21 protein-coding genes and 1 tRNA gene are annotated in these 26,404 nt (G+C 61.7%); 14 read left to right on the top strand and 8 right to left on the bottom strand.

Annotated features, from left to right (window positions below; all coding sequences use genetic code 11):
- Positions 1 to 78 precede the first annotated feature (78 nt).
- A complete protein-coding gene (locus tag GOX53_RS13690; RefSeq protein ID WP_171177215.1) occupies positions 79 to 1,467 on the top strand; it encodes a tetratricopeptide repeat protein in 1,389 nt (462 codons plus the stop codon).
- 165 nt (positions 1,468 to 1,632) lie between these two features.
- Here GOX53_RS13690 and GOX53_RS13685 read toward each other — a convergent pair whose 3' ends face one another.
- A complete protein-coding gene (locus GOX53_RS13685; RefSeq protein ID WP_171177213.1) occupies positions 1,633 to 1,992 on the bottom strand; it encodes a hypothetical protein in 360 nt (119 codons plus the stop codon).
- Positions 1,993 to 2,628: 636 nt separating this feature from the next.
- A tRNA-Trp gene (locus GOX53_RS13680) sits at positions 2,629 to 2,704 on the bottom strand.
- A gap of 144 nt (positions 2,705 to 2,848) precedes the next feature.
- On the opposite strand from GOX53_RS13680, the gene GOX53_RS13675 reads away from it, so the two are divergent.
- The 7 genes from GOX53_RS13675 (at position 2,849) to GOX53_RS13645 (ending at position 9,205) form a co-directional block, all read left to right on the top strand.
- A complete protein-coding gene (locus GOX53_RS13675; protein WP_171177211.1) occupies positions 2,849 to 3,568 on the top strand; it encodes a lysophospholipid acyltransferase family protein in 720 nt (239 codons plus the stop codon).
- Between the two features lie 186 nt (positions 3,569 to 3,754).
- Positions 3,755 to 4,207 (top strand): cytochrome c, encoded by a 453-nt coding sequence (locus GOX53_RS13670; protein WP_171177209.1) that lies wholly within the window; start codon positions 3,755 to 3,757, stop codon positions 4,205 to 4,207.
- Positions 4,208 to 4,222: 15 nt separating this feature from the next.
- Positions 4,223 to 5,590 (top strand): cbb3-type cytochrome c oxidase subunit I, encoded by a 1,368-nt coding sequence (locus tag GOX53_RS13665; RefSeq protein ID WP_171177207.1) that lies wholly within the window; start codon positions 4,223 to 4,225, stop codon positions 5,588 to 5,590.
- A 5-nt stretch (positions 5,591 to 5,595) separates the two neighbouring features.
- The gene (locus GOX53_RS13660; protein WP_254446558.1) at positions 5,596 to 6,405 is read left to right on the top strand and encodes a CbbQ/NirQ/NorQ/GpvN family protein; all 810 of its coding nucleotides are present in this window, start codon (positions 5,596 to 5,598) and stop codon (positions 6,403 to 6,405) included.
- Between the two features lie 9 nt (positions 6,406 to 6,414).
- Positions 6,415 to 8,382 (top strand): nitric oxide reductase activation protein NorD, encoded by a 1,968-nt coding sequence (locus tag GOX53_RS13655; RefSeq protein WP_171177203.1) that lies wholly within the window; start codon positions 6,415 to 6,417, stop codon positions 8,380 to 8,382.
- The gene (locus tag GOX53_RS13650) at positions 8,379 to 8,927 is read left to right on the top strand and encodes a cytochrome c oxidase subunit 3 (RefSeq protein ID WP_171177201.1); all 549 of its coding nucleotides are present in this window, start codon (positions 8,379 to 8,381) and stop codon (positions 8,925 to 8,927) included. Before GOX53_RS13655 ends, GOX53_RS13650 begins: the two co-directional genes overlap by 4 nt.
- 5 nt (positions 8,928 to 8,932) lie before the next feature.
- Complete coding sequence (locus tag GOX53_RS13645; protein ID WP_254446557.1) at positions 8,933 to 9,205, top strand: cytochrome C oxidase subunit IV family protein; 273 nt, start codon at positions 8,933 to 8,935, stop codon at positions 9,203 to 9,205.
- A gap of 108 nt (positions 9,206 to 9,313) precedes the next feature.
- Here the strand turns inward: GOX53_RS13645 and GOX53_RS13640 are convergent, their stop codons facing one another.
- Positions 9,314 to 10,489, bottom strand: a complete 1,176-nt coding sequence (locus tag GOX53_RS13640) for a peptidase S41 (protein WP_171177197.1) — start codon at positions 10,487 to 10,489, stop codon at positions 9,314 to 9,316.
- A gap of 44 nt (positions 10,490 to 10,533) precedes the next feature.
- Between GOX53_RS13640 and GOX53_RS13635 the strand changes: the two genes are divergently transcribed.
- Complete coding sequence (locus GOX53_RS13635) at positions 10,534 to 10,755, top strand: hypothetical protein (protein WP_171177195.1); 222 nt, start codon at positions 10,534 to 10,536, stop codon at positions 10,753 to 10,755.
- Here the strand turns inward: GOX53_RS13635 and GOX53_RS29820 are convergent.
- From GOX53_RS29820 to GOX53_RS13620, 3 genes are all read right to left on the bottom strand, one after another.
- Positions 10,737 to 11,930 (bottom strand): CAP domain-containing protein, encoded by a 1,194-nt coding sequence (locus GOX53_RS29820; RefSeq protein ID WP_171177193.1) that lies wholly within the window; start codon positions 11,928 to 11,930, stop codon positions 10,737 to 10,739. The two genes, GOX53_RS13635 and GOX53_RS29820, sit on opposite strands and share 19 nt — an antisense overlap.
- Before the next feature lie 306 nt (positions 11,931 to 12,236).
- Positions 12,237 to 12,800, bottom strand: coding sequence for a DUF4202 domain-containing protein (locus GOX53_RS13625; RefSeq protein ID WP_171177191.1), 564 nt, complete (start codon positions 12,798 to 12,800; stop codon positions 12,237 to 12,239).
- The gene (locus tag GOX53_RS13620) at positions 12,797 to 13,501 is read right to left on the bottom strand and encodes a Crp/Fnr family transcriptional regulator (RefSeq protein WP_171177190.1); all 705 of its coding nucleotides are present in this window, start codon (positions 13,499 to 13,501) and stop codon (positions 12,797 to 12,799) included. The genes GOX53_RS13625 and GOX53_RS13620 overlap by 4 nt, the downstream gene beginning before the upstream one ends.
- Before the next feature lie 215 nt (positions 13,502 to 13,716).
- Here GOX53_RS13620 and hemA point away from each other — a divergent pair, with 215 nt between their 5' ends.
- Together hemA and GOX53_RS13610 are read left to right on the top strand one after the other, a co-directional pair.
- The gene (hemA, locus tag GOX53_RS13615; RefSeq protein WP_171177188.1) at positions 13,717 to 14,940 is read left to right on the top strand and encodes a 5-aminolevulinate synthase; all 1,224 of its coding nucleotides are present in this window, start codon (positions 13,717 to 13,719) and stop codon (positions 14,938 to 14,940) included.
- A gap of 489 nt (positions 14,941 to 15,429) precedes the next feature.
- Positions 15,430 to 15,627 carry a hypothetical protein gene (locus tag GOX53_RS13610; RefSeq protein WP_171177186.1) on the top strand — a complete coding sequence of 66 codons (198 nt, stop codon included), beginning with the start codon at positions 15,430 to 15,432 and terminating at the stop codon, positions 15,625 to 15,627.
- A gap of 41 nt (positions 15,628 to 15,668) precedes the next feature.
- Here GOX53_RS13610 and GOX53_RS13605 read toward each other — a convergent pair whose 3' ends face one another.
- Together GOX53_RS13605 and GOX53_RS13600 are read right to left on the bottom strand one after the other, a co-directional pair.
- The gene (locus GOX53_RS13605) at positions 15,669 to 16,694 is read right to left on the bottom strand and encodes a hypothetical protein (RefSeq protein ID WP_254446556.1); all 1,026 of its coding nucleotides are present in this window, start codon (positions 16,692 to 16,694) and stop codon (positions 15,669 to 15,671) included.
- Positions 16,687 to 18,624, bottom strand: coding sequence for a hypothetical protein (locus tag GOX53_RS13600; protein WP_171177184.1), 1,938 nt, complete (start codon positions 18,622 to 18,624; stop codon positions 16,687 to 16,689). The genes GOX53_RS13605 and GOX53_RS13600 overlap by 8 nt, the downstream gene beginning before the upstream one ends.
- Before the next feature lie 423 nt (positions 18,625 to 19,047).
- Between GOX53_RS13600 and GOX53_RS13595 the strand changes: the two genes are divergently transcribed.
- From GOX53_RS13595 to GOX53_RS13585, 3 genes are all read left to right on the top strand, one after another.
- Positions 19,048 to 20,976 carry a hypothetical protein gene (locus tag GOX53_RS13595; protein ID WP_171177181.1) on the top strand — a complete coding sequence of 643 codons (1,929 nt, stop codon included), beginning with the start codon at positions 19,048 to 19,050 and terminating at the stop codon, positions 20,974 to 20,976.
- 348 nt (positions 20,977 to 21,324) lie between these two features.
- Positions 21,325 to 24,675 carry an AAA family ATPase gene (locus GOX53_RS13590; protein ID WP_254446555.1) on the top strand — a complete coding sequence of 1,117 codons (3,351 nt, stop codon included), beginning with the start codon at positions 21,325 to 21,327 and terminating at the stop codon, positions 24,673 to 24,675.
- A 123-nt stretch (positions 24,676 to 24,798) separates the two neighbouring features.
- The gene (locus GOX53_RS13585; RefSeq protein ID WP_171177180.1) at positions 24,799 to 26,361 is read left to right on the top strand and encodes an FAD-binding oxidoreductase; all 1,563 of its coding nucleotides are present in this window, start codon (positions 24,799 to 24,801) and stop codon (positions 26,359 to 26,361) included.
- Positions 26,362 to 26,404 lie beyond the last annotated feature (43 nt).

Genomic DNA, 26,404 nt, shown 5'->3' with positions numbered 1-26,404 from the left:
CGAACAAACCAAACCAAAAAAAGGCCGCTCAACAAGAGCGGCCTTTTTCTTTGCACATTCATGCGTATTCTGCGGCAAATGACACGACGCCAAACAGATTTTTCACCCGCGCCCGCATCGCTGCCCGGCCTCTTGCTCGCCGTGCTGCTGGCCGCCGTCGCATCGGGCGGAGATGCCAGCGCCAAGCCCCTCCTGACGGATTCGCAGCTGACCTACGCCTCGGCTTGTATCGCCGGGGACGACACCGCCAAGCGGCTGATTGAAATCTGCACGCGCGGTCTTGAGGAAAACAGGGCGTCCGATGGTCAGCGGATCGAAATGCTGGACAGCCTGGCCTGGTCATACATCAACGTCGACGATCTGGACCGGGCCGATGCGACCTTTGGCGACATCCTTACCATCGACCCGCAGGCCGAACCAGGACTGCAGGGGAGCGCCTGGATTCTGTATATGCGCGACGACTATGCTCCGGCCGCCGAGCTGTTTCGCCAGGCGGTGGCGCGCAAACCCCGGGGCCAGAACGTGGCGGGTCTCGCCGCCAGCCAATACCATGCCAGACAGATCGATCTCGATGAGTTCACCGGCTATATGCGCGCGGCGCTGGCCCTGGATCCCGATTATCGCTGGGCGATCCGCGAACTGGGCTGGGTGCTGGCATATGCGGACCGATACGAACCTGCGCTGGAGCAGTTTCGTACTGCGCTTGCCAAAAACGACTGGGATGCGAACGCGGAATACGGGCTGGCCTATGTCCTGTCTCAGCAGGACAAATGGCACGAGGCGTTCGATCACGTGACCCGCGCATTGGAGATCGACCCCGACTACATTTCGGCCCGCTCGCGCCGGTCCCTGATCCTGCTGAATCTGGACCGCCCCAAGCAGGCGCTCAAGGACGCCGATGCGGTTATCGAAGCCTGGCCGGCAGCCGACGACGGATATGTGCGCAAGGCGCGGGCACTGGTCGCGCTTGGCCGCGGGTCCGAGGCAAACGAGCTGCTGGCCGGAGCTGAAAAGCAGGCTGGCGCAAGCAGTTACCTGCTGTTCTGGCGCGCGAAACTTCTGGCCGGCGACGGTGATTATGCTGCGGCCCTGACCCAAATCGAACGCAGTGTCGCGCTTGAGGAGGCAGATCACTACGATCACCGGCTGCATGCCGAAATTGCCATGGAACTGGATCGGCTCCCGCAGGCCCGTGCCGCCATTGACCGAGCATTGCAGCTGAAACCCGGCGACAGCTACACTCAGTTCATCAACGCTTTGGTGTTGCTTCGCGAGGAGCGGTTCGAACAAGGCGAGGCGGCGTTCGATGCCGCCATCGAGGCGGGCTTGCACGGGGACTATCTGGGCGATTTCCTGTCTGCCCTCGTCGACAAAAGCCGGTTTATTCAGGCCATCCAGATGCGGGTGCGGTACAGCGACCGCACGGACGAAGCCGAAAGCTCCGGGTCTGTGGCCGGGTCGAACTGATCTTGCGGGCTGAATTACAGCGCTTGCGCCCGGGCTAATGCGGGCAAACGCCCTCCATTTGCAACTGGGCGCTTCCAGATGGCCGCGAGGATGCTGGGTCAGCTTGAGTAGGCCCATTTCTCCATGGCCGCATCATCCACATTCGCCAGCAGTTTGGCGATGTGTTCATCGTCGGACTTCTCCACCGGCTTCGTTTTCTTCGGCAGCTCTTTCTTGTGTTTGGCGATTTCGCCCTGCCAACTGGTAATTTCCTTCTGAAGATCCGATTTCTGCACATTCTCCGCCAGCTTCTTCTTGTCCTTGAAGCTCTCGAAAGCCTTGTTCAGATCGTCGAGCGCTTTCGAATACGCCTGAAGGGATTTCTTGGTTTTCTTCTTCTTCCAATCGGAACGGGCCTTGTCGAATTTCGTAAGCGCGGGTCCAACGGCGGCGTCCGCTTTCTTCCACCATGGCGACGAGGTAACCCCCGATTTTGACTTGATTTTTTGCCAGGTCTTTTTTGTTCAACTCCATGAGTTTGGGCATGATGGCATGACCTCCGCTAGACGCTCACAAACGCAAAAACACTCACATTCACTCGTCAACGCCCGTAATCTGACAAGAGTCGCCGGCCAGTTCAGTAACGTGGGCCACCGATATTCGAGATCTCCGGTCCGGCGGGCATTTTGGTCAATCGGAGTTGCGGCAAAACAGTCGGGGTCACAGGCCCGATACTTCGGCATATCTATCGCACAGTAGGCTGTGCCGGAGACGTTGGGGTGACGCCCAAAAATAAAAGCGGGCGCGCAGATCAATTGCGCGCCCTAATCTCAGGGAGAAGTTCAAAAAACTTGTGTTCTAATAAACAGTTAAACACTCACTCATTAACATCCCCAATGTGGCATGAATCCGCCGCCCGTTCAGTAAACTGGATCACATATCGTTAACTTTTTTCGAAAAAATAGTTCCGTCCCCCACAGGGCCGGCTCAGGTGACGGAGTTTTTCCGTTCGCAACCAAGGCCTTGCGGCGGTTCTCATCGGACCGACGCTGTTGCTCTCCCACGGCGTTGCAATCAACATTCGCGAGTGGGCAGGGCAAACACCGCCATTCTGCAAGCCGGAAACCCCGCACGGGACTTCCTTCGAACGGCGTGGCGTAATCTGCATGGCATTGAGAGATTTGGCAGGGGCAGCAGGGTTCGAACCCGCGACCTACGGTTTTGGAGACCGTCGCTCTACCAACTGAGCTATACCCCTAAGGCGTGCACTCAGATATGCCAGCGGCGCGATGGACTCAAGAGGCTTTTTTCACTTTCCGCCGCCCCTGCCTGCCCCACAAAGAAGTTGCGCGACCCGGTGAGAACGGTAAGACAAGTTCGGCCAGCAATAAGGATGCGCCCGTTGAGTTTGCGAAAGAAGATAGCCGACAGCGAAGCCGTGCTGAACTGGATCGCCCGGCGCATCGCGGGCTATATCCGCCTGGTGCATCGCAACACCAAATGGCAGCGCATCGGGTACGAGGAGCTGGACGAACTGGCCGCGCAGGGCGAGCCGGTCATCGTTGTGCTCTGGCATCAGCGGCTGGCGCAGTCACCCTATTTCTTCCCGCTGGACAAGGGCAGGATCTGCTCGATCACCTCGGCTGCGCGCGCCGGCAGCATGGTGGGGCGGGTGCAACAGCTCTTCGGGATGGACACCATCGCCATGTCCAGCCACAAGCGCCACGTGGCCCTGTCGCGCGAGGTGCTGGGCAAGATGAAACAGGGCATCTCGATCGGCATCGCCGCCGACGGCCCCCGGGGTCCCGAGCGGATCTCTTCAACCGTGCCGCTGATCTGGGCGCGGACGTCGGGCAAGCGGATCTTCGGCATCACCTATTCCGCCCGTCACGGGCGCGAGGCCGGAACCTGGGACCGGCTGTTGTTGCCGCGACCCTGGCGGAACGATGGCGTGTTCATCTGCCGCGAATGGACCGAAACTGTTCCACGCAAGGCCAGTGAAGAGCAGATCGAGGCGCTGCGTCAGAACCTTGAGCAGCATATGAACGACATCACGGCGGAAGCAGACCGGATGGTCGGGCGAGAGCCGTGGACGCCAGACAGGGCGGACAGCGACCGATAAGGGCCTCAACCCCTGGCGCAACCGAACGCACCCCCGACAACTGGCTAATTCCGGGCGCATTGTAACGCCGTAAGCGGCCCCTAAACGCCAGCCACCCATTCCCCCAGCCTTGACTTTCGTTAAGGCGCTCCGCGCGCCGCCTCGCCATGCTCCCCGCACCAGCAACGCGGCGCAAAGGAGAGCGCAATGCGCGAAGTCATGACCAAGTCCATGGCCCGCAACATATTCTATGGCGGGTCACTGTTCTTTATCCTCATCTTTTTGGGGCTTTCTTTCCACTCACACCGTTACATCGTCACCACCTCGACCAATGCCGACAAACTGGATGACAGTGTGATCCGCGGCAAACGGGTGTGGGAGGACAACGCCTGCATCAACTGCCACACCATCCTGGGCGAGGGCGCCTATTTCGCCCCCGAGGTCGCCAACGTGATGACCCGTTGGGGCGTCCTGGAAGACCCTGACGAGGCGTTCGAAACCCTCAAGGCCTGGATGGAGGCGCAACCCACCGGCATCGAAGGCCGCCGCCAGATGCCGCAATTCAACCTCAGCGACGAAGAAATCCGCGATCTGAGCAACTTCCTGATCTGGACGGACAATATCGACGCTCAGGACTGGCCCCCCAACGACGCGGGCTAAGGAGGGAACGGAGCAATGAAATACGAATCCCAGAAAATCGCCCTGGTCTACTTTGCCGTAGCCATGGGCCTCTTCGCGATCCAGGTGCTGGGCGGTCTGCTCGCCGGCTGGATCTATGTCTCGCCCAACACGCTGTCCGAGTCGCTGCCGTTCAACATCGTGCGGATGCTGCACACCAACTCGCTGATCGTGTGGCTGATCACCGGCTTCTTCGGGGCCGCCTATTTCCTGATCCCGGAAGAGGCCGAGCGTGAGATCCACTCGACCAAGCTGGCCTATATTCAGCTCGCGATCCTGGTGATCGGTACGCTGGGCGTGGTGCTCACCTACGTCTTCAACCTGTTCGAGGGCAACTACTTCCTCGGCAAGGAAGGGCGCGAGTTCCTGGAACAGCCCAAATGGGTCAAGCTCGGCATCGTCGTGGCCGCGCTGATCTTCCTCTACAACGTTTCGATGACGGTTCTGAAGGGCAAGAAGACCGCGATCTCGAACATCCTGCTTCTGGGCCTTTGGGGTCTGGCGCTGCTGTTCCTCTTCGCCTTCTACAACCCGGGCAACCTGGCGCTCGACAAACAGTACTGGTGGTATGTCGTCCACCTCTGGGTCGAAGGCGTGTGGGAGCTGATCATGGCCTCGATCCTGGCCTACCTGATGCTCAAGCTGACGGGTGTCGACCGTGAGATCGTCGAGAAATGGCTCTATGTCATCGTCGCCGCTGCTCTCTTCTCGGGCATCCTCGGCACCGGCCACCACTACTACTGGATCGGTACCCCGGCCTACTGGCAGTGGATCGGCTCGATTTTCAGCTCGCTTGAGGTGATCCCCTTCTTCGCGATGATGGCCTTTGCCTTCGTCATGGTCTGGAAGGGCCGTCGGGACCACCCGAACAAGGCCGCACTGCTGTGGTCGCTCGGCTGCGCCACGCTCGCGTTCTTCGGCGCCGGTGTCTGGGGCTTCCTGCACACGCTGCACGGGGTGAACTACTATACCCACGGCACGCAGATCACCGCAGCCCACGGTCACTTGGCCTTCTTCGGTGCCTATGTCGCCCTGAACCTGGCGATCTTCAGCTACGCGATGCCGATCCTGCGCAACCGCGATCCCTATAATCAGGTGCTGAACATGGCGTCCTTCTGGCTGATGACCGGCGGTATGGTCTTCATGACCTTCGTGCTGACCTTCGCCGGCACCATCCAGACCCACCTGCAACGGGTGCTGGGCGACTACTTCATGGACGTGCAGGACCAGATCGCGATCTTCTACTGGATGCGCTTCGGTTCGGGTCTGGTGGTCGTGATCGGTGCGCTGGTCTTCATCTACGCCATGTGGGTGCCGCGCAAAGAGATCATTGAACCCGGCGCGGCCGAAACACCTGCGGAGTGATGCAGATGGATGGATCATTGAACCTTGGAACGGGGGCGGCTGACGCCCCCTTCTACCTCGCGCAGGGCGATGAATGCGATGTGTTCACCGCAGCGCATAACAATAACCTGCCGGTCCTGCTCAAGGGGCCTACGGGATGCGGCAAGACCCGTTTCGTGGCGCATATGGCCGCCAGGCTGGGCCGCCCGCTCTACACCGTGGCCTGCCATGATGACCTCGCCGCCGCCGACCTGATCGGGCGCTACCTGCTCAAGGGCGGGGAAACCGTCTGGGTCGACGGGCCCCTGACCCGCGCCGTGCGCGAAGGCGCCATCTGCTATCTCGATGAGGTGGTCGAGGCCCGCAAGGACGTCACCGTCGTACTGCACCCGCTGACCGACGACCGCCGCATCCTGCCCATCGACCGCACGGGCGAGGAACTGGTGGCCGCTCCCGGCTTCATGCTGGTGGCCTCCTACAACCCCGGCTACCAGAACATCCTGAAAACCCTCAAACCCTCGACCCGGCAACGCTTCATCTCGGTCGAATTCGACTTTCCGTCGCCCGAGCTGGAAACCAAGGTCGTGTCCGAGGAAAGCGGTCTGCCGCTGGAACGCTGCAAACCACTGGTGCGCCTCGCGGACAAACTGCGCGGCCTCAAGGGGCAGGATCTGGAGGAAGGCGTCTCGACCCGCCTCGTGGTCTACGCCGCCACTCTGATCGCGCAGGGCATGTCCACTGATCGCGCCATCCTTGCGGCGATGATCGAACCTCTCACCGATGACGAGGATATCAAACGCGGGCTCCTCGATCTTGTCACGGCCGTCTTTGGGTGAGGCCGGCCGATGGTCAGGATCGATTTCGAGCCATGGGAACCCGAAGAAACCATCGGGAAACTGTGGCACACCCTTGCCAGCCGCCTCGATGCACCTGAGGTGCATGATGGAGCCGCGGTCGACCTTACGCAGGTCGCGGGGCGGCTGGCAGTCCTTTTCCGGGGGCTTGGCGGCGCGCCGGGTGTCGAGCTGCGCCCGGTCTCGCCCGAGCTTTCGCACCACCGGCTCGGCTGGCGCCGCCGTCTGGCGACCGAGGCCGAGCTGTTGCCCCGCGCCAGCTTCGACGGTGAGGTACTGCGCCTGCCGGATCAACTGGCCGTCTACCCCTCGCGCGCAGCCAATGGCGCGCTCTATGTCTGGCTGGCCGCCGCCGCCGCGCACGCAGGCAACCGGATTGACGAGGACGACCCCCTGCGCGCCGATCTCCACGCTCTGGCAGCGGCGCAGGAGATGGTCGCGGCCACACTAAAAAACGCCCCCGGCCTGCGTCCGCTCTACACCGAGCTCTGCAAGGGCCTGCTGCACCAGCGCGCAGTACCGAACCTGCCGCCGGTCGAGGCCGCGGTCGAGGAACTGGTGCGCCATATGCTTGGCGATCCGAACCCGCTCTCGGAACAGGCAAGGCGTTTGCAAACGCCTTCAAGCGGTTTCGAAACCGCTTGCCAAGCCGCTTCCAAGCGGCTTGATCCCTCCATCACCGCCCCGCGCGGCTACCAGCCCTTCCGCCCGGTCCCCCTCTGGCCCGAATTGCGCGCCGTGGGCTTCTCCGAACACCACGAGGTCGAAAGCCGCGACACCGACGGCCCGCCCGAGGAATCCAACGAGAAAACCCACCGCGCCCGCCGCCGCAAATCCGATCAGGCCGAGCGCAGCGACAGCTTCATCCTGCACAAGTTCGAGGCCATCCTCAGCTGGGCCGAATTCCTCAACCTCAATCGCCGCGTGGACGACGACGACCCCGACAACGCCAAAAAGGCCGCCGATGATCAGGACGAGATCGGCCTCGGCCAGATCTCCAAGGCCCCGCCCACCAAACTGAAACTGCATCTAGACCTCGCCCCCGAGGATGTCGACCGCGAGCGTCTCTCGGGCCGCATCCTCTACCCCGAATGGGACGTGCGCACCGGCGCCTACCTGCCCGATCACGTCAACGTCCTGACCTCGGATGCCGACATCCGCGAGGACGCCGCCGAGTTCGGCAAGGACCCCGCCACCGCCCGCCGCATCCGCGCCGTCAAACGCCAGTTCGAGGCGCTGCGCCCGGGCCGCGTCATGACCCGCGGCCATCTCGACGGCGACCAGCTCGATATCGAGGCCGCCGTGCGCGCCGAAACCGACCGCCGCGCCGCGGGCGAAGGCAATGACCGCATCTGGCTGCAATCCCGCCCCGTCGCCCGCGACCTTGCGGTCTCGATCCTGCTCGACATCAGCCGCTCCACCGAAAGCGCCGTCTCGGGCCGCGCCGTGATCGACGTCGAGCGCGAGGCGCTGGCCGCGCTCGCCTGGGGCCTCAACGCCTGCGGCGACGATTTCGCCATTCACGCCTTCAGCTCCCTCAAACGCCACCGCGTCTACATCCAGCGCTGCAAATCCTTCGGCGAACCGATGGGCTGGGCCGTCGAACAACGCATCGCCTCCCTGCGCCCCGGCTTCTACACCCGCCTCGGCGCCGCCATCCGCCATGCCTCCGCCGACCTCGCCACCCAGTCGCGCAAACGCCGCCTGCTGCTGGTCATCACCGACGGCAAACCCAACGATCTGGACCACTACGAGGGTCGCCACGGCATCGAGGACACGCGGCAAGCGATCCGCGAGGCCCGCCGCGTCGGCCAATCGGTCTTCGGCGTCACCATCGACAAGACCGGCAAAAGCTGGTTCCCCCGCATGTTCGGGCAGGGCGGTTTCGCCGTCATCCCCGACCCCAACCGCCTGACCATGGCCCTGCCGCAGATCTACCGCCAACTGGTCGGCGCATGAGCGACGCGTCTCTGATCGACGAACTTCCCGGCGAGCTGATGATGTGGGTGCTGATCATCAGCGAACTCTTGGTCTTCGGCGCCGGGCTCGCCGCCTTCATGGCAGTGCGCCTGACCGACCCCGCAGGCTTTGGCGAGGCACAATCCCACCTCTACCAGACCGGCGCCGCGCTCAACACTGTGGTGCTGATCACCTCCGGCTACCTCGCCGCGCAGGCGCTTGCCTTGCGCGACGCCGCAAAACGCCTGCACGCCCGCGCGGCGCTCATCGCGGCCGCAGCGCTTGGCGTCGTGTTCCTGATCATCAAGGGCGTCGAATACGCCGACAAGGCAGCACAGGGGATCGGCTTCGACACGCACCCGTTCTTCATGTTCTACTACCTGCTCACCGGCTTCCACGCCGCCCATGTGGCCGCAGGCGTCGCCATCCTTGCTCTGGTCGCTTGGCGCGACCTCCCCCGCAACATCAAGGCCGGGGCGCAATTCTGGCACATGGTCGACCTGATCTGGGTCCTGATCTTCCCCGTGATCTACCTGCTGGGATGACGTACATGGCTTCTTCTCGCCCCAAATACGCAAATCCAAACACCACCACCCGCGCCTGGCTCACCCTGCTAGCCCTTAGCCTGGCCACAGCACTGCTGACCACCACACCCATGCCACCCACCATTTTGGGCGGCGCCATCCTGTTCCTGGCCCTGATCAAAGCCCGCACGATCCTCGCCCACTACCTAGAGCTCACCCAAAGCCCCGCCTGGCTGCGCGGTTTCACCACAATCCTGACCGGCTTCACCCTGCTGCTTTTTGTACTCTACATGATCTGAGGAAGTGTTGCCGTGATGGCTCTCGGAGGAGCCCCTGCCATCCTCACCAAACATGCGCCGCGTCACCAGTATCTGAGGTCCGGTCTGCGGGACTTTCCTGCCGTTCGTCTAATTGCTCAGACTTTTGAGAACTCGTTGATAGAACGCGCCGTGTGCATCCTCAGCCGTAGGTTTTGCGGTCCATTCCCAATCCAAATCCAGTGCTCCAGCCGGGACTATTTGCCGCGCGATCTCGGCCGGTGTGGTTTCATCGCTGGTTCCGTTCCCCCAGTCGTGAAAGGCCGACGAATATCGAACGACCGCTCCGCTGGTCGGCAAATCGAGCAAACCGCCCTCAGCAAAAAACATCAACGCGTCGCCCATTTCTTCCCCGATGAGTTTGAGCCTACGTCCCAAACGATGTTTGAGGATGGCGACAAACACTATCGCTGCGGAGAACGTGAACTTATCGACAAGCACAACAACCTGTCTGCTTGCGTTTTCAGAGATGGCGTCGATCAAGGGCATCGTTTGAAGGAAGTCGCCACCGGTGTTTCCGCGAATGTCAATCAAGAGTGTTTTGTTCGAGCAGGCGCTTACTTGTTCTGCTGCACCTGAGATGGCTTTCGGCAGCGCACTTTCGCCTGGATCGAAGAAACTTGGCAACAATATTGAAAGCCCAAGTCCCTGCCAGTCCTTAATCTCCACAAATCTCTCGGGTTTCCAGGCCGGATCGGCTTTGCCATGCTCGTTTCTCGGGTAGAGCGTTGATGCAGGAACCGTATACCCGTTCTCCACTTTGAAATCGGTTATCTGCCCATTCTCGTCTTGCACGCGATACTCGGTCGTATCGTCTTTCGAGGAAAAACCCAGGCGAGCCAATGCATACGGCCACGCGAGAAGAATCGATCCGATGACCCGTTTCCTTTGACGCGTTCCCGCCAGAAATCTTTTTGAGGCGGCTTCGATTTGGCTCAAAGGTGTGCCGTTGACGGCAATCAACTCTCCTCTTGGTGCAGTTGTTTCTGGTGCCGTACCAATTAAATGCAGGGCCGTTCCGACGCTCACAAACCTTAGCGGGAGCACTGAGATGGCATCGTTCGGAATCAGCCGTGTGTGCCCGTTGTCGGGAAGTGCCAGTAGGCGCATTGCGGAGAACAGAAAGGCCTCTTTGGAGCCCTCCAAAGCGTACCGTCGGGTGTCACAAATGCACCTGTCTATCACCGCCTGTTCGATCCGCTGAAAGCTGGGATCGGTTGGCAGAGCAGTTTCTAGAATTTGCTCGAAGTCTTGCGTCAGCGACATAGTTCACGGTGCGCATAGCTGCTGGTCGATGTCCAGATTGGGGCTTGAACCAGGCGAACACGTTTGCCAAAAAATCGTTGTGCGGACAGGCGGTCGCATATTTCCTGGTGACCGATGGGGGCTTCCCAGAAGCGGCATTGTGGCAAGAGCTGTTGAGCGGGTTCAACCCTAAACGCTTAAATGACCGGGGGCGCAGCATGTCGGGCTGCTGCGCCCCCGGCTCAGGCGATCACAAGCAAAAGCCTGATCAGCACATGAAGGAATAGACGTCTATTTCATCTACCTCGGTCACACCCATCAACGTCAGCGAGGTGTCGTTGCCGAAATCGACGACGGTGTTGCCGTCGACAACCTCGGCATTCTTGGCAAAGACATCCCGGGCGTTGCGGTTGTTGCCGAGAAGGGAAGCATCCAGGAACAGGATATCCTCACCAGCCGTGAAGTCGGTGATTTTGTCGTTGCCAGCCGTGAAGTCGAAATAGTCTGCGTCCGCTCCACCGGTCATGGTGTCGTCCCCCGCGCCGCCGACGAGGAGATCCATTCCGTCACCGCCCTTCAGGGTGTCGTTTCCTTCGCCGCCGACCATGAAGTCGTCGCCGGCCTCACCGGCCATGGCATCGTCGCCGGCTTCGCCGTCCAGATAGTCGTGCCCGTCAGACCCCGTGACATCGTCATTGCCTGCGGCTGCAAAGACCATGGCCCAGTCACCTGTGGCCGCAATTTTGTCGTCATCGGCGGTTCCGAAATGAATGTTTGGACTGTCATCGCAGCCAGAGTCCGGCTGAGGATCCGGTTCCGGTGTCGGCTCCGGCTCGGGTTCCGGTTCCGGCTCTGGCGTCGGCTCGGGTTCCGGCGTCGGCTCAGGCTCCGGTGTGGGTTCGGGATCAGGCGTGGGCTCGGGTGTCGGTTCCGGCGTTGGTTCCGGTGTCGGCTCGGGCGTGGGTTCTGCTGTGGGGTCCGGCGTTGGCCCCGTGTCCGGCTCAATGGTTGCCGAGGTGTCGCCATCGGTGCGCGCAAAATTCTGCGTGACCACGACCGCGTCAAAGCCATCCATGTCCCCACGTTCAATCCCGATCCCGATCTCGGTGAAATCGGGATTGAGGATGTTGGCCCTGTGTCCCGGACTGTTCATCAGACCCTGATGCAGTTGCACGACATCGTCAGAGATCCCGTCGGCTCCACGTTCCGATTGCCAGGCGATGTTTTCACCCGACGACCACGACCCCTCGAACGGATAGTTGGCGGCCCGCATACGCTCGGTCGCGGTCGAGCCCCCCGCGCCAGTGTGGGAAAAAACGTCCGTGTCGATCATCCATTGGCTGTGATCCTCGCTGGACTCGTTCAGAAGCGTGTTCAGCCTCAGGGGGTTCAATCCCGCAGAGGCCCGCTCCTGATTGATCAGGTCGAGCATTTGTCGTTCAGCAGTGTTTGCAAGTGACATTGGTCTTCCCTTCATTGCCTGTGTTGTGGGAAGCCCGACTTGGCGTCGTGGCGAGGCCACTTGCAATCACAGGCAAGATGCCGCTGCAGAATCAGCCTGCCGTTGCCAAAACGCAGGCGGCAACACAGCGACACTTTGCTCGGAGTTTTCTTGCTGGTTCAGGAGATCAGGAGGCAAGATTTGGCTGCGGACAGCCGCAATACGTACAGAGGCAGCTACTCTCACTTCGGGTTGCGACCCGTCACTTGCATGACAGGTGCACCACGCCAGTAAGCCAGTGAAAGCCTATAGTCGACCCGAACCGTATCAGACCCTGAAGGCCGCCGCCAGATCCTCGGGCAGATCGAACTCTTCCAACGTTCGCGTCCGCGCCTCCGCCGACATCTTCCGAGCGGTCTTCTCCACGATCCGCTGGATCTTCTCGGTTGAGTGCTTTTCGGCAAAGGGCGCGAAATACCATTTGAGGAACACGAAACAGATCACATCCTCCAACGCCTGCACCTCTGCATCGCGCTTGATGCTTTCCTTGCGCAGCATCCGACCCACGGCATCCACCTCGTCCGCGCCATACCCGGCGCCGGACATCATGCCCATGACCACGTCCGCGTGATACACGCCTTGCGCCTTGCGCCAGGCCAGATAGCCCGCGCGGCCCTCGGGGTATTCACTGCGCGCCCGCTTCCAGCGCTCGACATGCTGACCCCGCGCCGCGATCTGCAACACCTCCGAGGCCTCGGGCACCAGCCGCGCCAGTTCCTCGCTCATCCGCTGGCCATAAAGCAGCGCCTCGGGCTGGCCCTCGTCCATCCTCGGGTCCGCCGCGTTGGCCGCATCGATGGCGTCCAGCACGGACCTCATTCGCTCGCTCATGATCTGCTCCAGCTCTCTGCGGGATCGCTATCGGCATAGTCGCGCAAGGTCTCGATATCGGCGATCTCGGCATGGTTTCTCTTTACCGTCACCCCAGCCGTCTTCAGCCGGGTAAAGGCGCGGCTCAGGCTCTCGGGCTTCATCCCCAGACGCCCGGCAATCAGCATCTTGTCATAGGGCAAAATCACCTCGCAGGCCCCGTCCTCACAATCGGCCAGGTTCAGCAGGAATTCCGCTACCCGCTGCGCCCCGGTATGCGCCTTGAGCTGCTCAAGCTGCGCCACCAGCGAATGCAGATGGGTGAAGGTCGCGGCCAGGATCGAAATCCCGATCTCGGGGTCTTCCTTCATCAGCGAGACAAAGACATGGCTGGGGATATGCATCACCTCGCAGGCCGTCACCGCCTCGGCGGAAACCGGATAGGGCATGTTGCGCAAGGCGACCGCCTCGCCAAAGCTCTCGCCGCGTGTAAAGACGCTCACCACCGCCTCTGACCCGGTGGGCGCCATGCGGAACAGCTTGACCCAGCCGTCGATCACCACATGGATCGCGTGTGCCTTTTCCTCCTGCAAAAACAGGGTCTCGCCCCGCTCATACCGCCGCCAGATCGCGTGGCTCAGCAGCGTAGTCACATGCTGATCGGGCAGTGACCGGATCAGCAGCGAATTCCGCGCGATCGATTTCTGTAATTCATGCGCCACGTGGCCATCCCCTTGCGTTTTTCCACGGCGTCGACGGCCATGTCCCCCGGCTGGGTGCGTGCCCCCGCTATGCCAAAGCCGCCCCCGGGGCGCCAGCCCTTTCGTCATGATCGGCCCCGATACCATAACCGCCCGGCTTGACTATTGTCATGTAACTCGTCCCGAGCCGCCCATACCCTTGCCAACAAAGCCAGTATTCCCGGGAGTAGAGCGTCATGGACTACGAGCGATTTTTCACCCAGAGCCTCGACGGTCTGAAGGACGAAGGCAACTACCGCGTCTTCATCGACCTGCAACGGCGCTGCGGCGCCTTCCCGAACGCTCGCCAGACCGACGGGGAGACACGGCGCGACGTGCGAATCTGGTGCTCGAACGACTATCTCGGCATGGGGCAGCATCCGGATGTTCTGGCCGCCATGCATGATGCGCTCGACCGCTGTGGGGCAGGGGCCGGGGGCACCCGCAACATCTCGGGCACCACCCATGACCATGTGCTCTTGGAGGCCGAACTGGCCGATCTGCACGGGAAAGAAGCGGCGCTCTTGTTCACCTCCGGCTATGTCTCGAACTGGGCCGCGCTGGGCACGCTGGCGTCGAAAATCCCCGGCCTGATCGTGTTCTCGGACGCCCTCAACCACGCCTCGATGATCGAAGGCATCCGCCATTCCCGGGCGCAAAAGGTGATCTGGAAGCATAACGACCTTGCCGATCTCGAGGCAAAGCTGGCCGCCGCCGACCCGGACGCACCCAAGATGATCGCCTTTGAATCGGTCTATTCCATGGACGGCGACATCGCCCCCATCAAGGAAATCTGCGATCTGGCCGACAAATACGGCGCCATGACCTATCTCGACGAGGTGCATGCCGTCGGCCTCTACGGTCCCCGTGGCGGCGGCATAGCCGAGCGCGAGGGCCTTATGCATCGCCTCACGGTGATCGAGGGCACCTTGGGCAAGGCCTTCGGCGTGGTCGGCGGCTACATCGCCGCATCGGCCGCGCTCTGTGACTTCGTGCGCAGCTTTGCCAGCGGTTTCATCTTCACCACCGCCCTGCCGCCCGCGATTGCCGCAGGCGCCGCCGCTTCGATCCGGCACCTGAAAACCTCGCAGGCCGAGCGCACCGCCCAGCAGGCCCGCGTCGCGCAGGTCCGCGCCCGGCTCGATGCCGAAGGCATCCCGCACCTGCCCAACCCCAGCCACATTATCCCGGTGATGGTGGGCGATCCGGTCAAGTGCAAGTTCATCTCGGACACTCTGCTGGAAGAGTTCGGCATCTACATCCAGCCGATCAACTACCCGACCGTGCCCAAGGGCACCGAGCGCCTGCGCATCACGCCGTCACCGGTGCACACGGATGCGGATGTCGATCATCTGGTCGGCGCGCTCTCGACCCTCTGGCAGCGCTGCCAGATCGCAAGAATGCCCATGGCGGCGCAGTAATCTGCGCCCGCCACAGCCCGCTTTGCACCGCATCCGGAACGTCCGGCAACGCGATGCGGGGTGGGTGAGATACTGCGATTTCAACGAATCAGCCGCCGTAGATTCCGGCTCGATGCACGCAGTCCATGTGGTGCCCAGAAGTTTGTGGGTTTGTGACGCAACGTCCGTTTCCACACCCGTTTCCCACCCGTCTCACAGTGGCGCTTTCCGCCCCTCACCGTGACCCCGGTCCGATTTTCCATGGAATTAGCGCAGGTTGCGCCACGACCGGCGCCCGAAAACCGTGCATAATTCGGGCATCAAAATTTGACTAAACGATCAATAATGACCGCTTTTGTGTGTTTTTCCCCTTTGGATCTACGCTCATTTTTGGTTTTTGAAAGATGTCGCTGCGGACCACCACCCATTCACGGACGCCCTTGAGCCTCACCCTCGGGGTTCGGGCAAACATCCGCAGCGACACCCCGCCAACGGACTGAGGAGCACAAAATGTCGATCAGATCTTTTTTGAAGTTTCCGTTTCGTACCAAGGCCGCCCAGGTTTCGTTTTCGGGCGTTGAGCAACAACCCATGGAGAGTTCCGTCAAGGGTCGGGACGTGCTCACCAGATCCGAAATCTCGCAGCTTCTGGATCAGGAGTTGCGGCGCAGAAAGCATCTGGCCGACCTCGGGGCCGAGGGCAGCTGAGCGGCATGGCCGCCAGTGCAATACAGCGCTGGCAAGGCCAACTATTTTGAGCCGCGCACGCTCCAGAAAAACAACTCCAACGCGCGGCTTTTCTCGGTTCCGATGAAGGTATCCGAAAACGCGGTATCCAGGATCGAGGGGCTGAACGGCACCTTCTGACTGAGAATTTCGAAGAACCGCGCAACATGCAGGGCGCGTTCGGTGTTCTGATAATCGATCTGCCCAAAAATCGCATACCGGTCGGTGGTAAAAGTCCGCCCGGAATGCTCGAAATCACAGCCGGGGATCAGGCGCGCGTTGGCGGTGATGATCTCGTGATCTCCGAGATAATAGTAATATTCCCTGTCGCAAAAAGCCTCTGCCGCCTCGGAATGCGACGCAAATATCCTCACCGCCTCGTACTCGATCTCCTCCTTGGCGCAGTTCGTTTTGCCATCGTTGAGATAGTCGACCAGCAGAGCGTTGTAGCGCGGCAGTTCATCCGCTTCGAGGACGGCGCGAATGCCGGTCTGAGCGGCGGTGGTGTTGCCCACAAGACCGACCAGCGGCAGGCTCGGGCAGCCGTCCTGCCGCGGTTTGGGCAATTCCGGCAGGTCGATAAAGCTGATGCCGCTCAGAAACAGCGGCGGCGACAGGATCAAGCCGCTGCGTCGGTCGTTGGTGATGGTGGCTGGGTCGCACAGAATGTCGAACTCTTCGCCAAAATACTCGAACCGGCTTTTCTCGGGGTTCTTCATCACCAGTTCATCGACATCGACAATCCTCAGATCGCGGTTGGTGAACCTGCCGCCTTCTCCGGCCGGGTTGACCAGCATGTCGGTCAGCACCGCATCGCAGATCTTGATCATGAACCCGGTGTATTTCCGGTTCGCCAAGGGCCCCGGCGTGGCGGCGGTAAGAACGTCGAAATTGCGCTCGGACCGGTATGAAAACGGGCGCGCATCGCTGCGCACCCCGATACGCAGCACGCTGTCGCGGGCCGTCGGCTCGCCGGTTTGGGAGGTCTGGGCAATTGCGGTGCCGGCAATCAGCGCGGCGGCCAGCACCAACGTACAAAAGTCACGCATCGCCGTCCCCTCCGGTTTTGTCTCGCCGGCTGGCGAACCCTCCGCTCTTGCCGCGCCGGCTTGCGAATGGCCGCCCGATCAGCCAGCGGGTCTGCTTGCTCTCCTCGGTGGCTTCCAGGAACACTGCAAACCAGAAGATGAACAGTGCAGGCAGTGCCGAGACGATAATCGTGTCGCGCAGCGCATGGTTGATCCGCAGATCGCCGAACCAGGTCTGCAATTCGATGACCGTGGACTGAGGGCTGGGTGTTGTCAGTTGGAAAATGACCCAGGCCAGCCCCATCAGAACCACCGCGAACAGGACCCCGGTCAGCGCCGTCGCCTCGAACACCCAGTCGTCATGTTTGTCCATCAGCGTCAGCGCGGCGATGCTCAGGAACATGCCGGGCAGGAAATGCCAGGCAAAGTAGATCCAGTAGTTCTGGAACAGAATGGTCAGCTGGCGCTGCGTCAGGTCGAACCCGGAATCCCAGACCAGCTGGATGACATAGCCCGACGACAGGGCAAACACGCCAATCGCCGCCGGCGCGGCGCTCATCGACAACAGGCGCAGAAACGGGATGCGCTTGATCGACCAGGGCTTCCACGAGTTCTGATCGACCCGCACCTCGCGGAAAAAGATGGTGGAGACCACAACGCCAAAGACCATCAGGCCGCGCTGCAACGTGTCCCAAAAACTCCAGCTGCCAAACCGGGTGAACTGCGCCCGCAGCCACGCTGCCTGCCCCTTGGCAACGGCCTCTGCGCAGGTCTGGTCCACCTCCGTCAGCAGCGCCGGATCGGCCAGCGCCCCGACGCATGTATTCTGCGCCGCCGTGCGCGCCTCGAGGTCCTTGATCTCGGTCAGCCTGAGGAAAACGGTGGCGATTTCGGCTTCGGCCAGGGCGGGCCGCTGCGACACCTTGGCCTCGTTCCAGCTCTGATAGGCGAAAAAGCAGATCATCAGCGACAGGATGAAGCTGACGCAGATCGACATGGCGAACGAGTTCAGCTCGATCCGGTAGCCCCGCGCGATCAGCTTTTCGATCCGGGCGATGGGCGAGTTCGGTGTGGTGTTCTTGATCGCATGGTTGTTGCGCACATAGAACACCGCAAACACCGCCTTGGCGCTGTTTGCGGTCAGAACCGCCTTTTCATGCAGGGATTTCAGGCTGGCCTCGGTCGGGTTCAGATCGGCGATGTCGGCCTCGACATCGTCGATCTCTTTCCTGAGCAGATCGGGAACTTCCTTGAAGGCGTCGAAATGCGTCATCGGAAAATGCAGGTGGCTGAAGCCCGCGATGACCGACGGGGACAGGCAATCGATGGTGGACAACTGGGCGCGGATGCCTTCGGTATACTGATCGGTCAGGCCCGACAGTTCCGACCGTTTCTCGTTCAGCAGGTTGTCGAACTTGTTCACAAGCGGGCTCGGCGCGCCCCGGTTGAGTTTCAGATATTCGACCGATTGCAGCGCTTCGAGCACCTTGTAGACGCCCCGCGGAACCCCGGCCAGGCGGTGGGCAAGGGCGCGCATGTAGGTTTCCACCGGCTTCATCGCGCCCATCGACAGAAAGGCGATCAGGAAGGCCGAGACGAAGATCGGCTTGCCATAGGTGCTGTCACCCAATTCCAGCGGGTCCGAAAGCGGCCCGACATAATCGGTGTTCGCGCCCACCTGCAGCTCCGCCAGATTTGCACTGCGCACCAGCAGGAACAGCTCGGTCGAGCTGAGGATCAGCGCATAGGCCAGCAGGTACAGCAGCGAATAGAACAGAAACCCCAGCAGCCATTCGCGCGGCGTGCACAGGTTCTCGAGCTCAACCTTTTCAAGGATGGCGTGATACGGAAACGGGTGGTTGTCGAGCGACGTGCGGTAATTGCGATCCGCTTCGATCAACAGCGAAAAGGCGCCGAACAGTATCGCTCCGACGTAGATCCAATCGACCATGATGTCTGACTATCTGCCGGAAACTAGGGGCAGTCCTGAACCTCGGGGTTGCACGGCCCTGCGAAGATGTCGCCCGATTTCGGCTGAAGGCCGGGCGGCAGGAAAAGCACCGCAAGAACCGCGAAAACAGCGGCGTGTTTCATAACATTTCTCCAAGAACTTACTAAAAAAGAAGGCTCTACCTAGCACGAATCCCGGTTTGAGGCAACTTTTGCGCGAACCACCACCGCTGCCCCTCGCCACATCACAAGGCGCCCGGCGGACGGTGTGAACGCGCCCAAGTAAGGTATTCCCACCTGTCGAAAACCGGGCTTTTGTGGTATTGTCCGCTTGCCTTGACCGATTTTGCCAAGGTGAATTTTATAAAAATCAATACTTTAGGTCCCGCGATTTTAGGGACGGTCAAATTTATGGAGTAAATCAATGCGTTTTCCCAATTTCATTGGGCGATCTATTATTGCCTGCACCGCACTGGCGGGTGCTGCATTGCTGGTCGCGCCGTCAGCCTCGATGGCTCAGGGGATCAACCTGGCGGACTGCAAGGGTCTGTGGTTTTCGACATCCGAGGATTTCCTGTCGCGAGGCACCAGATTGCCCGGCGGCCCGGTCGTGTCCGACGGCGATCTGCTGACCTTCGAGGTCGGCAGCGGCTCGCGGCTCTGCGCCCGCAACGCCGATCTGCTGCGTGTCTTCGATATCGAGCGTTATGATCACGGGCTGGACGCCGTTGAACAGATCACCATCGACGACGGCGCCGTGTTCATCGCGTTTTCGACCGAGATCGATTCCGTCAACGGCGCCGGTCAGTTCACCGCCGGCGATCTGTTGTTCGGCAATGGCGCGGTGGTGCCGAATAACGCTCTGCTGGTTAAGTTCGATCTGCCGCGCAGCCTGAATCTGGGCCTCGATGCGGTGCATATCGAAGGCGCCCCGCGCGAAAAGCGGGATCTGATGGCCAAGCTGAGCAGCACCAGCGTCGATGAGCTGCGGCAAAATCCCGGGCTGCTGATCGACATTCTGGACGGCACCAACACCGATATCCTGTTCTCGACCGAAGGCACCCCGCCGGACGTGCAGCAACCGCAATTCCTGGACGGCGATCTGCTGTCGGCAAAAAACGGAACCATCGTGCGGTCCAACAACAGCTTGTTGCCCGCTCTGCCCTCGGGTCTTCCGGCCGAGGGTGTGGACTATGGCCTGGACGCCTATACACCCGCGATCGACCCGATCGAGCAGGTCCCGATCGAGCTGCTCTCGATCGAGATTCAGGCCCGCGAGGGCTCGATCTCGGATGGTGACGCTCTGACCGTCGGGCCGGGCGTGTATCTGCGCAACAAGGATCTTATCGCGTCGTTTGAGCCGCGCGATACCGATATGGGGCTTGATGCGCTGGCCGCAGGAACCGTCGTGCAGGGCTGCAACTTCTACATCAACAAGATCAGCGATATCGACGTTGTCGACATCAACCAGATCACTGGACTGTTCGGTGACCAGCGCCCTTTCGGACGTGACATCAGCATCGACGGCGTGCTGCCCGGCAGCGCCTGCCCGGAATACACCACGCATGAGTTTCAGGTGCGGGTCGCTGTCAATGGCGGGCCGGAACTGCCGATCAATCATGCGGGCATGAACTGGATGCGCGATGTGGGGCCGACCTGCAACGACAATGACCTCTATGCCGAGGATATCTCGGGCTGGATTGCCCTGACCGATTACTGGCGTTTTGCGGAATGCCCCGACCATGGCTATCTGGCCGCATGGCGCTCGGCCACCGTTGCGGGTGCGCAGACGGCGGTCTTTCGCGTGGTGATGCGCGAGATCGGGACGGCGGTCGAAACCTTTTCCGCCCCGGTCCGCATCCGGGTGGACAATGAAAAGCCCAATCCGGTCGACATGGCCCTGTTCCTGCCCGGTTCCCCGCCGGTGCAGTTCGACGATCAGTGCAAGATCGACGGCATGGGCAATGACGTGATCATCGACATCCGGGGCGAGATCTTCGACGAGCATTTCTCGCACTACACGCTCAGCTGGAACGGCAACGGCAATGTCGGCGGTCCGGTGCCCGCAACCCTGATCCAGAGCTGGCCTCCGGGCAGCGCCAGCCTGAACGACACCGGCACCCAGCCCCCGGCGACAGATGTGGCGCTCGGCACGCTGAACCTGACCCAGCAATGGGATCTTGAGCTTGACGGTATCGACAATGACGATCCGCTGCCGGAATGCGGCTTTTCGATCCGTCTCGTCGCCTGGGACCGGACGCGAAACGGCAATTTCAAGTTCGCACAGAACGACTGGGACCTGACCAATTCGAACTGGGAAGACTACCAGCAGAGCTTCTGCCTGGTGCCGTGATTCCCGCCTGATCACAGGATTGGCCCGTGTAACGCGGGCCTTTCCTGTTTGCGCACAATGTCGGCTCAACCGATCCGATTGGATCGGAAATCCGGCCTGAACGCCCTTGGCTCGCCCCGAACCTCCCGCCCGAAATACCTTTGGCATACGCCCGCGACGCCGCGTTTCCACGAAGATTCCGAATAATTTTGGACCTTTACAGGGTCTGCATGCTTGACCGAAGCGCCTGTTGCGAAAACACTGCAGACCGACGGTAACCACAGGTGACCCGGCCTACGGGGCACGCAAAAGGGGGCAGGCGCCGAGCAATCGAGAGGGGATGCATCGTGCCGAAAGGCGCGGTGTGGGATGGATCGTGAACCGCAGATGAAGGACATCGCCGCATTTCTGGACGGCCTTGGACTGGCGAGATACACGCCGCTGTTCGAGGCCGCCGAGGTCGAGCTGAGCGATCTGCCCGAGCTTTCCGAGGCGGATTTGCAGGACATGGGCCTGCCGCTCGGTCCCCGCCGCAGGATCCTCAGGGCCCAGCGTGAACGCGCCGCACCTCCGCTGATGCCCCACGGTGCGCAGGGCGACGGCGCCAACCGATCCGGCAAGGCGGGCAAGATCGAGGCCGAGCGCCGCCAGCTCACCGTCATGTTCGTGGATCTGGTGGGTTCCACCCCGCTGTCCATGCGGCTCGACCCCGAGGATCTGGGCGAGCTGGTGCGCCGCTTCAAGGAAACCTGCACCACCGCCGTCGGTCGTTTCGGCGGCCACGTTGCCAGTTTCATGGGCGACGGGGCGATGATCTATTTCGGCTATCCGCATGCCCACGAAGACGCCGCCGCCCGCGCCATTCATGCCGGGCTGGAAATCCTCGGCGCTCTGCCCGACATCGACAGTGACGAGCCGCTCAGGGCCCGTATCGGCATATCCACCGGGCTGGTCGTCGTTGGCACCATCCACGGCGAAGGGCTCAAGGAAAACGATGTGGTGATGGGCGAGACCCCGAACCTCGCCGCGCGTCTGCAGGCGCTGGCCGAACCCAACACGCTGGTCATCGGCGCGCCCACCCGGAAATTGGTCGGCAACGCGTTCGAGCTTGAGGATATGGGCCAGTTCACGCTCAAGGGGTTCTCGAACAAGGTGCCCGCCTGGACCGTGATCGGCCCGGCCCGCAACGAACGCCGGTTCGGGGTGATGCTGGACACCGGCTCGGACCGGCTGGTTGGCCGCTGGGCCGAGTTCGAGCACCTTCAGGAAAAATGGCACGCCGCGCAGTCCGGGGCAGGGCAGGTCGTGCTGGTCTCGGGCGAGGCCGGGATCGGCAAGTCGCGCCTGGCCGAAGGGCTCAGTCAGGAAACCCGGGCGGATGGCCGGATCAGGCTCAGCTTTCAGTGCTCACCCTATCACTCGAACAGTGCGCTTTACCCCCTGATCCAGCACCTGGAAGGCGCCTCCAAATTCACCCAATCGGACAGCGCCGACGAGCGGCTTGCCAAGCTCGAAGACCTGATGCAACTCGATGCGGATCAGGACATGTGCCTGATCGCCGATCTCTTGCACCTGCCCACCGAAAACCGGTTTGGCCCGCTGGACCTGACCCCGCAGCAGCGGCTGGAGCGCACGTTTCAGGTGATGTCCGAGCAGCTAGTTCGGATGGCCGCAGACGATCCGGTGCTGGTCCTGTTCGAGGACGTGCACTGGATCGACCCCACCACGCACACGCTGTTGCAGCAGATGGTCGAACGGGTGCGCGATCTGCCGGTCCTGATCGTCATGACGACGCGCCCCGGTTTCGACCCGGGCTGGGGGCCACGCGCCAATGTCTCGGACCTGCAGCTTGGCCGTCTGTCCAGCCGGCACATCGCCGAGATCGTGACCGAAGTTGCCGGCAAACCCCTGCCCGAGGCGGTCTGCGACCTGATCGCCGCCAAGGCCGATGGCATCCCGCTCTATGTGCAAGAGGTGACCCGGGGTCTGCTGGAATCCGGTCAGCTCCGCGACACCGGCGACACCTTTGTGCCGATCGGTCCCCTGCCGGAACTGTCGGTGCCCAACACGCTCAGGGACTCGCTGATGGAGCGTCTGGACCGTCTTGGCATGGCCAAGGAGGTGGCTCAAACCGGCGCCGTGTTCGGGCGCCACTTTACCTTTGCGCTGCTGACCTCGGTGTCGATGCTGTCGCCCTCGACCCTACGTGCGGGGCTGGATCAGCTGGTCTCGGCGGGGATCATCCTGCAGCGGGGCATGGTCTCGGCCGAGGGCTATGTGTTCCGCCACGCGCTGCTGCGCGACATGGCCTATGACAGCTTGCTCAGAACCGAACGGCAGGTGCTGCATGAACGCGCGGCGGGCGCGTTGAACGACCAGCAGCCGCATCTGTCCCAGACCCAGCCCGAGGTGCTGGCGCATCACTACACCATGGCAAAACGCCCGGATGAGGCGGTGCACCACTGGCAGAGCGCCGGGCGGCAAGCGGTCGAACGCTCGGCCAACACCGAAGCGGTCACCCACCTGTCCCGGGCGCTGGATCTGCTGGCATTACAGCCACGGACGGAACGCCGCGACCGGCAGGAGATCGAGATACAGGTTTTGCGCGCCGGGGTGCTGCGCTCGACGGTGGGTATCGCGGCGGATGACACGGGCGACGCCTATGCACGCCTGCGCAAGCTCTGTGGCCGGATTAGTGAGTTGCAGCAGCTCTTCCCGGTGCTCAACGGCCTTTACGCGTTTCATCTGGTCCGCGCCGAATACCGTCTCGCACATGAGGTGGCGGCCCAGATTCTGGAACTGGCCGACCGCACCGGCAAGACCGAACACCGGATGGTCGGTCACCGCGCAATGGGGGCGGTGCAGCTCCATATCGGCCATCTGCCCGACGCGCGGGATCATCTCGAACAGGCTCTGGCCCTCTACGATCCGGATGAACATGGCCATCTCGCCTATGTCTACGGCACCGACCACGCGGCGATCACGGCGGCCTTCCTTGGCAAGTGCTATTGCGTGATGGGCCTGCCCGGACGCGCGCTTGAGGTTCAGAAACACGCGCTGGAGGGGGCGGAAAGGCTCAAGCACGCGCACAGCGTCGCGCAGGTTCTGACCTACATGTGCATGGTGCATCTGCTGCGGCGCGATTTCCCGGCCGCTCTGGAAACCGCAGACCGGCTGGCCAGATTGTCGGACGAACACTCGTTCTCGTTCATGGCCACCACCGCGAGGTTCTGGCGCAGCTGGGCTCAGGCGACCCTGTCCCCGGACGCGCAGCGGATCAGCGAGCTGCGCGCCGCCGCCGAAGAATGGTGGGCCAGCGGGGCTGGCAACTACAAGCCCTTCTTCCGCACCCTGCTGGCAGAGCATCTGCTGACCGCCGGCGGCGTTCAGGCGGCGGCGACGGCTCTGGAGCAGGCGTCATTCCACATCGTGGAAACCGAAGAAGGCTGGGCGCGAGCCGAGCAACTGCGGGTACAGGCGCTGCTGGCCCAGGAACGCGGCGAGGACCCGGTGCCACTCTTGAAACAGGCGATGGCCGCCGCGCGCGAACACGGCGCCGACCTGTTTGAACTGCGCGCCGCAGTGGCACTGGCACGTCTGCAAAAGGAACACGGCGTGGCGGTTGAGCCAACCCTGCAACCCGTGCTCGACCGGATTGGCCAGAACGCCGAACTGGCCGACGTCACCGAGGCCCGCGCGCTTTTCGAAACGATTTCTTGACCCAAGGGGCCGATTGCTGCCAGCTTGGCCTTCGTGGGTGGTGTAAATGGTTGTGCGTGTTCGGAGATCCGATCCGGATACCGACCGATGGTTTTCAAAAAATTTGTTTATTGGGGACAGCAAATGCACAAAATCAGCAAAACCATTCTGGCCAAGGAAAGCATCGCAAGCAGCCGCACCGACACCGTCCTGCAACGCTACCACCCGATAGATCCCGACGACATCCGCGCCTTTGAAAAGGGGCTGGTGGGCACGGTCGTTCTGCCCACCGATCCGAATTACAACAACGACCGTCAGCTCTGGAACCCGGCGTTTCAGGACTATCCCGAGATCATCGTTTATTGCGAAACCATCGAGGATGTGCGCGACAGCCTCGCCTTTGCCCGCAAGCACGACCTGTGGGTGGTGTCGCGCTCGGGCCGTCACAGCACCGCCGGATACTCGGTCAACAACTCCATGGTGCTCGACACCAGCAAACTCAGCTACGTGGTGGTCGATCCCAAGCCCGAGGCACCGATGGCCTATGTCGGCCCCGGCACGCCCTTCAAGGTGCTGAACTCGGTCCTGAACTCCTATCACCTGCACGTGCCCGGCGGCGCCTGTCAGGACGTCTGCGTCGCGGGCTTCATGATGGGCGGCGGCTACGGCTTTACCTCGCGGCTATACGGCATGGCCTGCGACAACGTGCTGGGCGTCACCGTGATGCTCTGGGACGGCAGCATCGTGGTGGCCGATGCCGACACCAACCCCGATCTCTACTGGGCGATCCGGGGCGGCACCGGCAACAATTTCGGCGTGCTGTTGGAAATCCGCTACCGACTGCACGACCTCTACAAGGTCTGGGGCTTTCACATCAAATGGCCGCTCGACAAGGCCGCCAAGGCGCTCGAATTCCTGCAGGCCAACTACATGCGGACCGGCCCGGATGAGTTCGGCGCCTACATCTTTCTCGCCTATCAGGGAGACGAGAAAATCCTGCTGGTCTCGGGCCTCTATCACGGCCCCGAGGATGAAGGGCGCAAGGTCATCCAGCCCCTGCTCGACGATCCCATCGGTGGTGAGCTGGAGAACTCCAAGACCGGCACCTACCAGGAGATTAACTCGTGGCTCTATGACGAGAAATACGACATACCCGTCGTTCCCGATCAGGCCCGCGAGGACAAGCAGGGCGGCTATATCGCGCGGCAATTAAACCAGGCCGAATGGCAGCGCGTGGTGGATTGTCTCGATTCCACCCCCAACGCATACGGCGCGGTGGCCATCGAACCCTATGGCGGCGCCATCAACCGCGTCCCCGTCGGTAAGGACGGCAACGCCTTCATCCACCGGGATGTCGACATGAATTTCTACGTCGACGTGTTCTGGCTGTCGGATGAGGAAAAGGCCACCGTTGTCCCCTGGCTCGACGGTTTCATGGAAATGATGAGCCACGAGGGGTTCTTCATCGACCGCAGCTACCAGAACTACCCGCGCGCCACGCAGCTCAACTACCGCTGGCTCTACTGGGGCGACAATTTCAACTCGTTGCTCTTCGTGAAAAACAAGTTCGACCCGGAAAACTTCTTCCACTACCAGCAGAGCATCTCCGAGGTACCTCCGGACGCGCCGCCATGGATCATCCGGGACACAACCACGCCATTCTTTTCGGACCCGAACATCACCTACGAACCCTATTCCAACCCGTAACGAAATCAGCGGAGCGCCGCACGCAACCGGATGGGGTGGGAGG

It is taken from the genome of Ruegeria sp. HKCCD8929 (genome assembly GCF_013031405.1).
In the GTDB taxonomy this organism is placed as follows: Bacteria; Pseudomonadota; Alphaproteobacteria; order Rhodobacterales; family Rhodobacteraceae; genus Ruegeria.
This window is presented reverse-complemented; position numbering and strand designations above follow the sequence as displayed.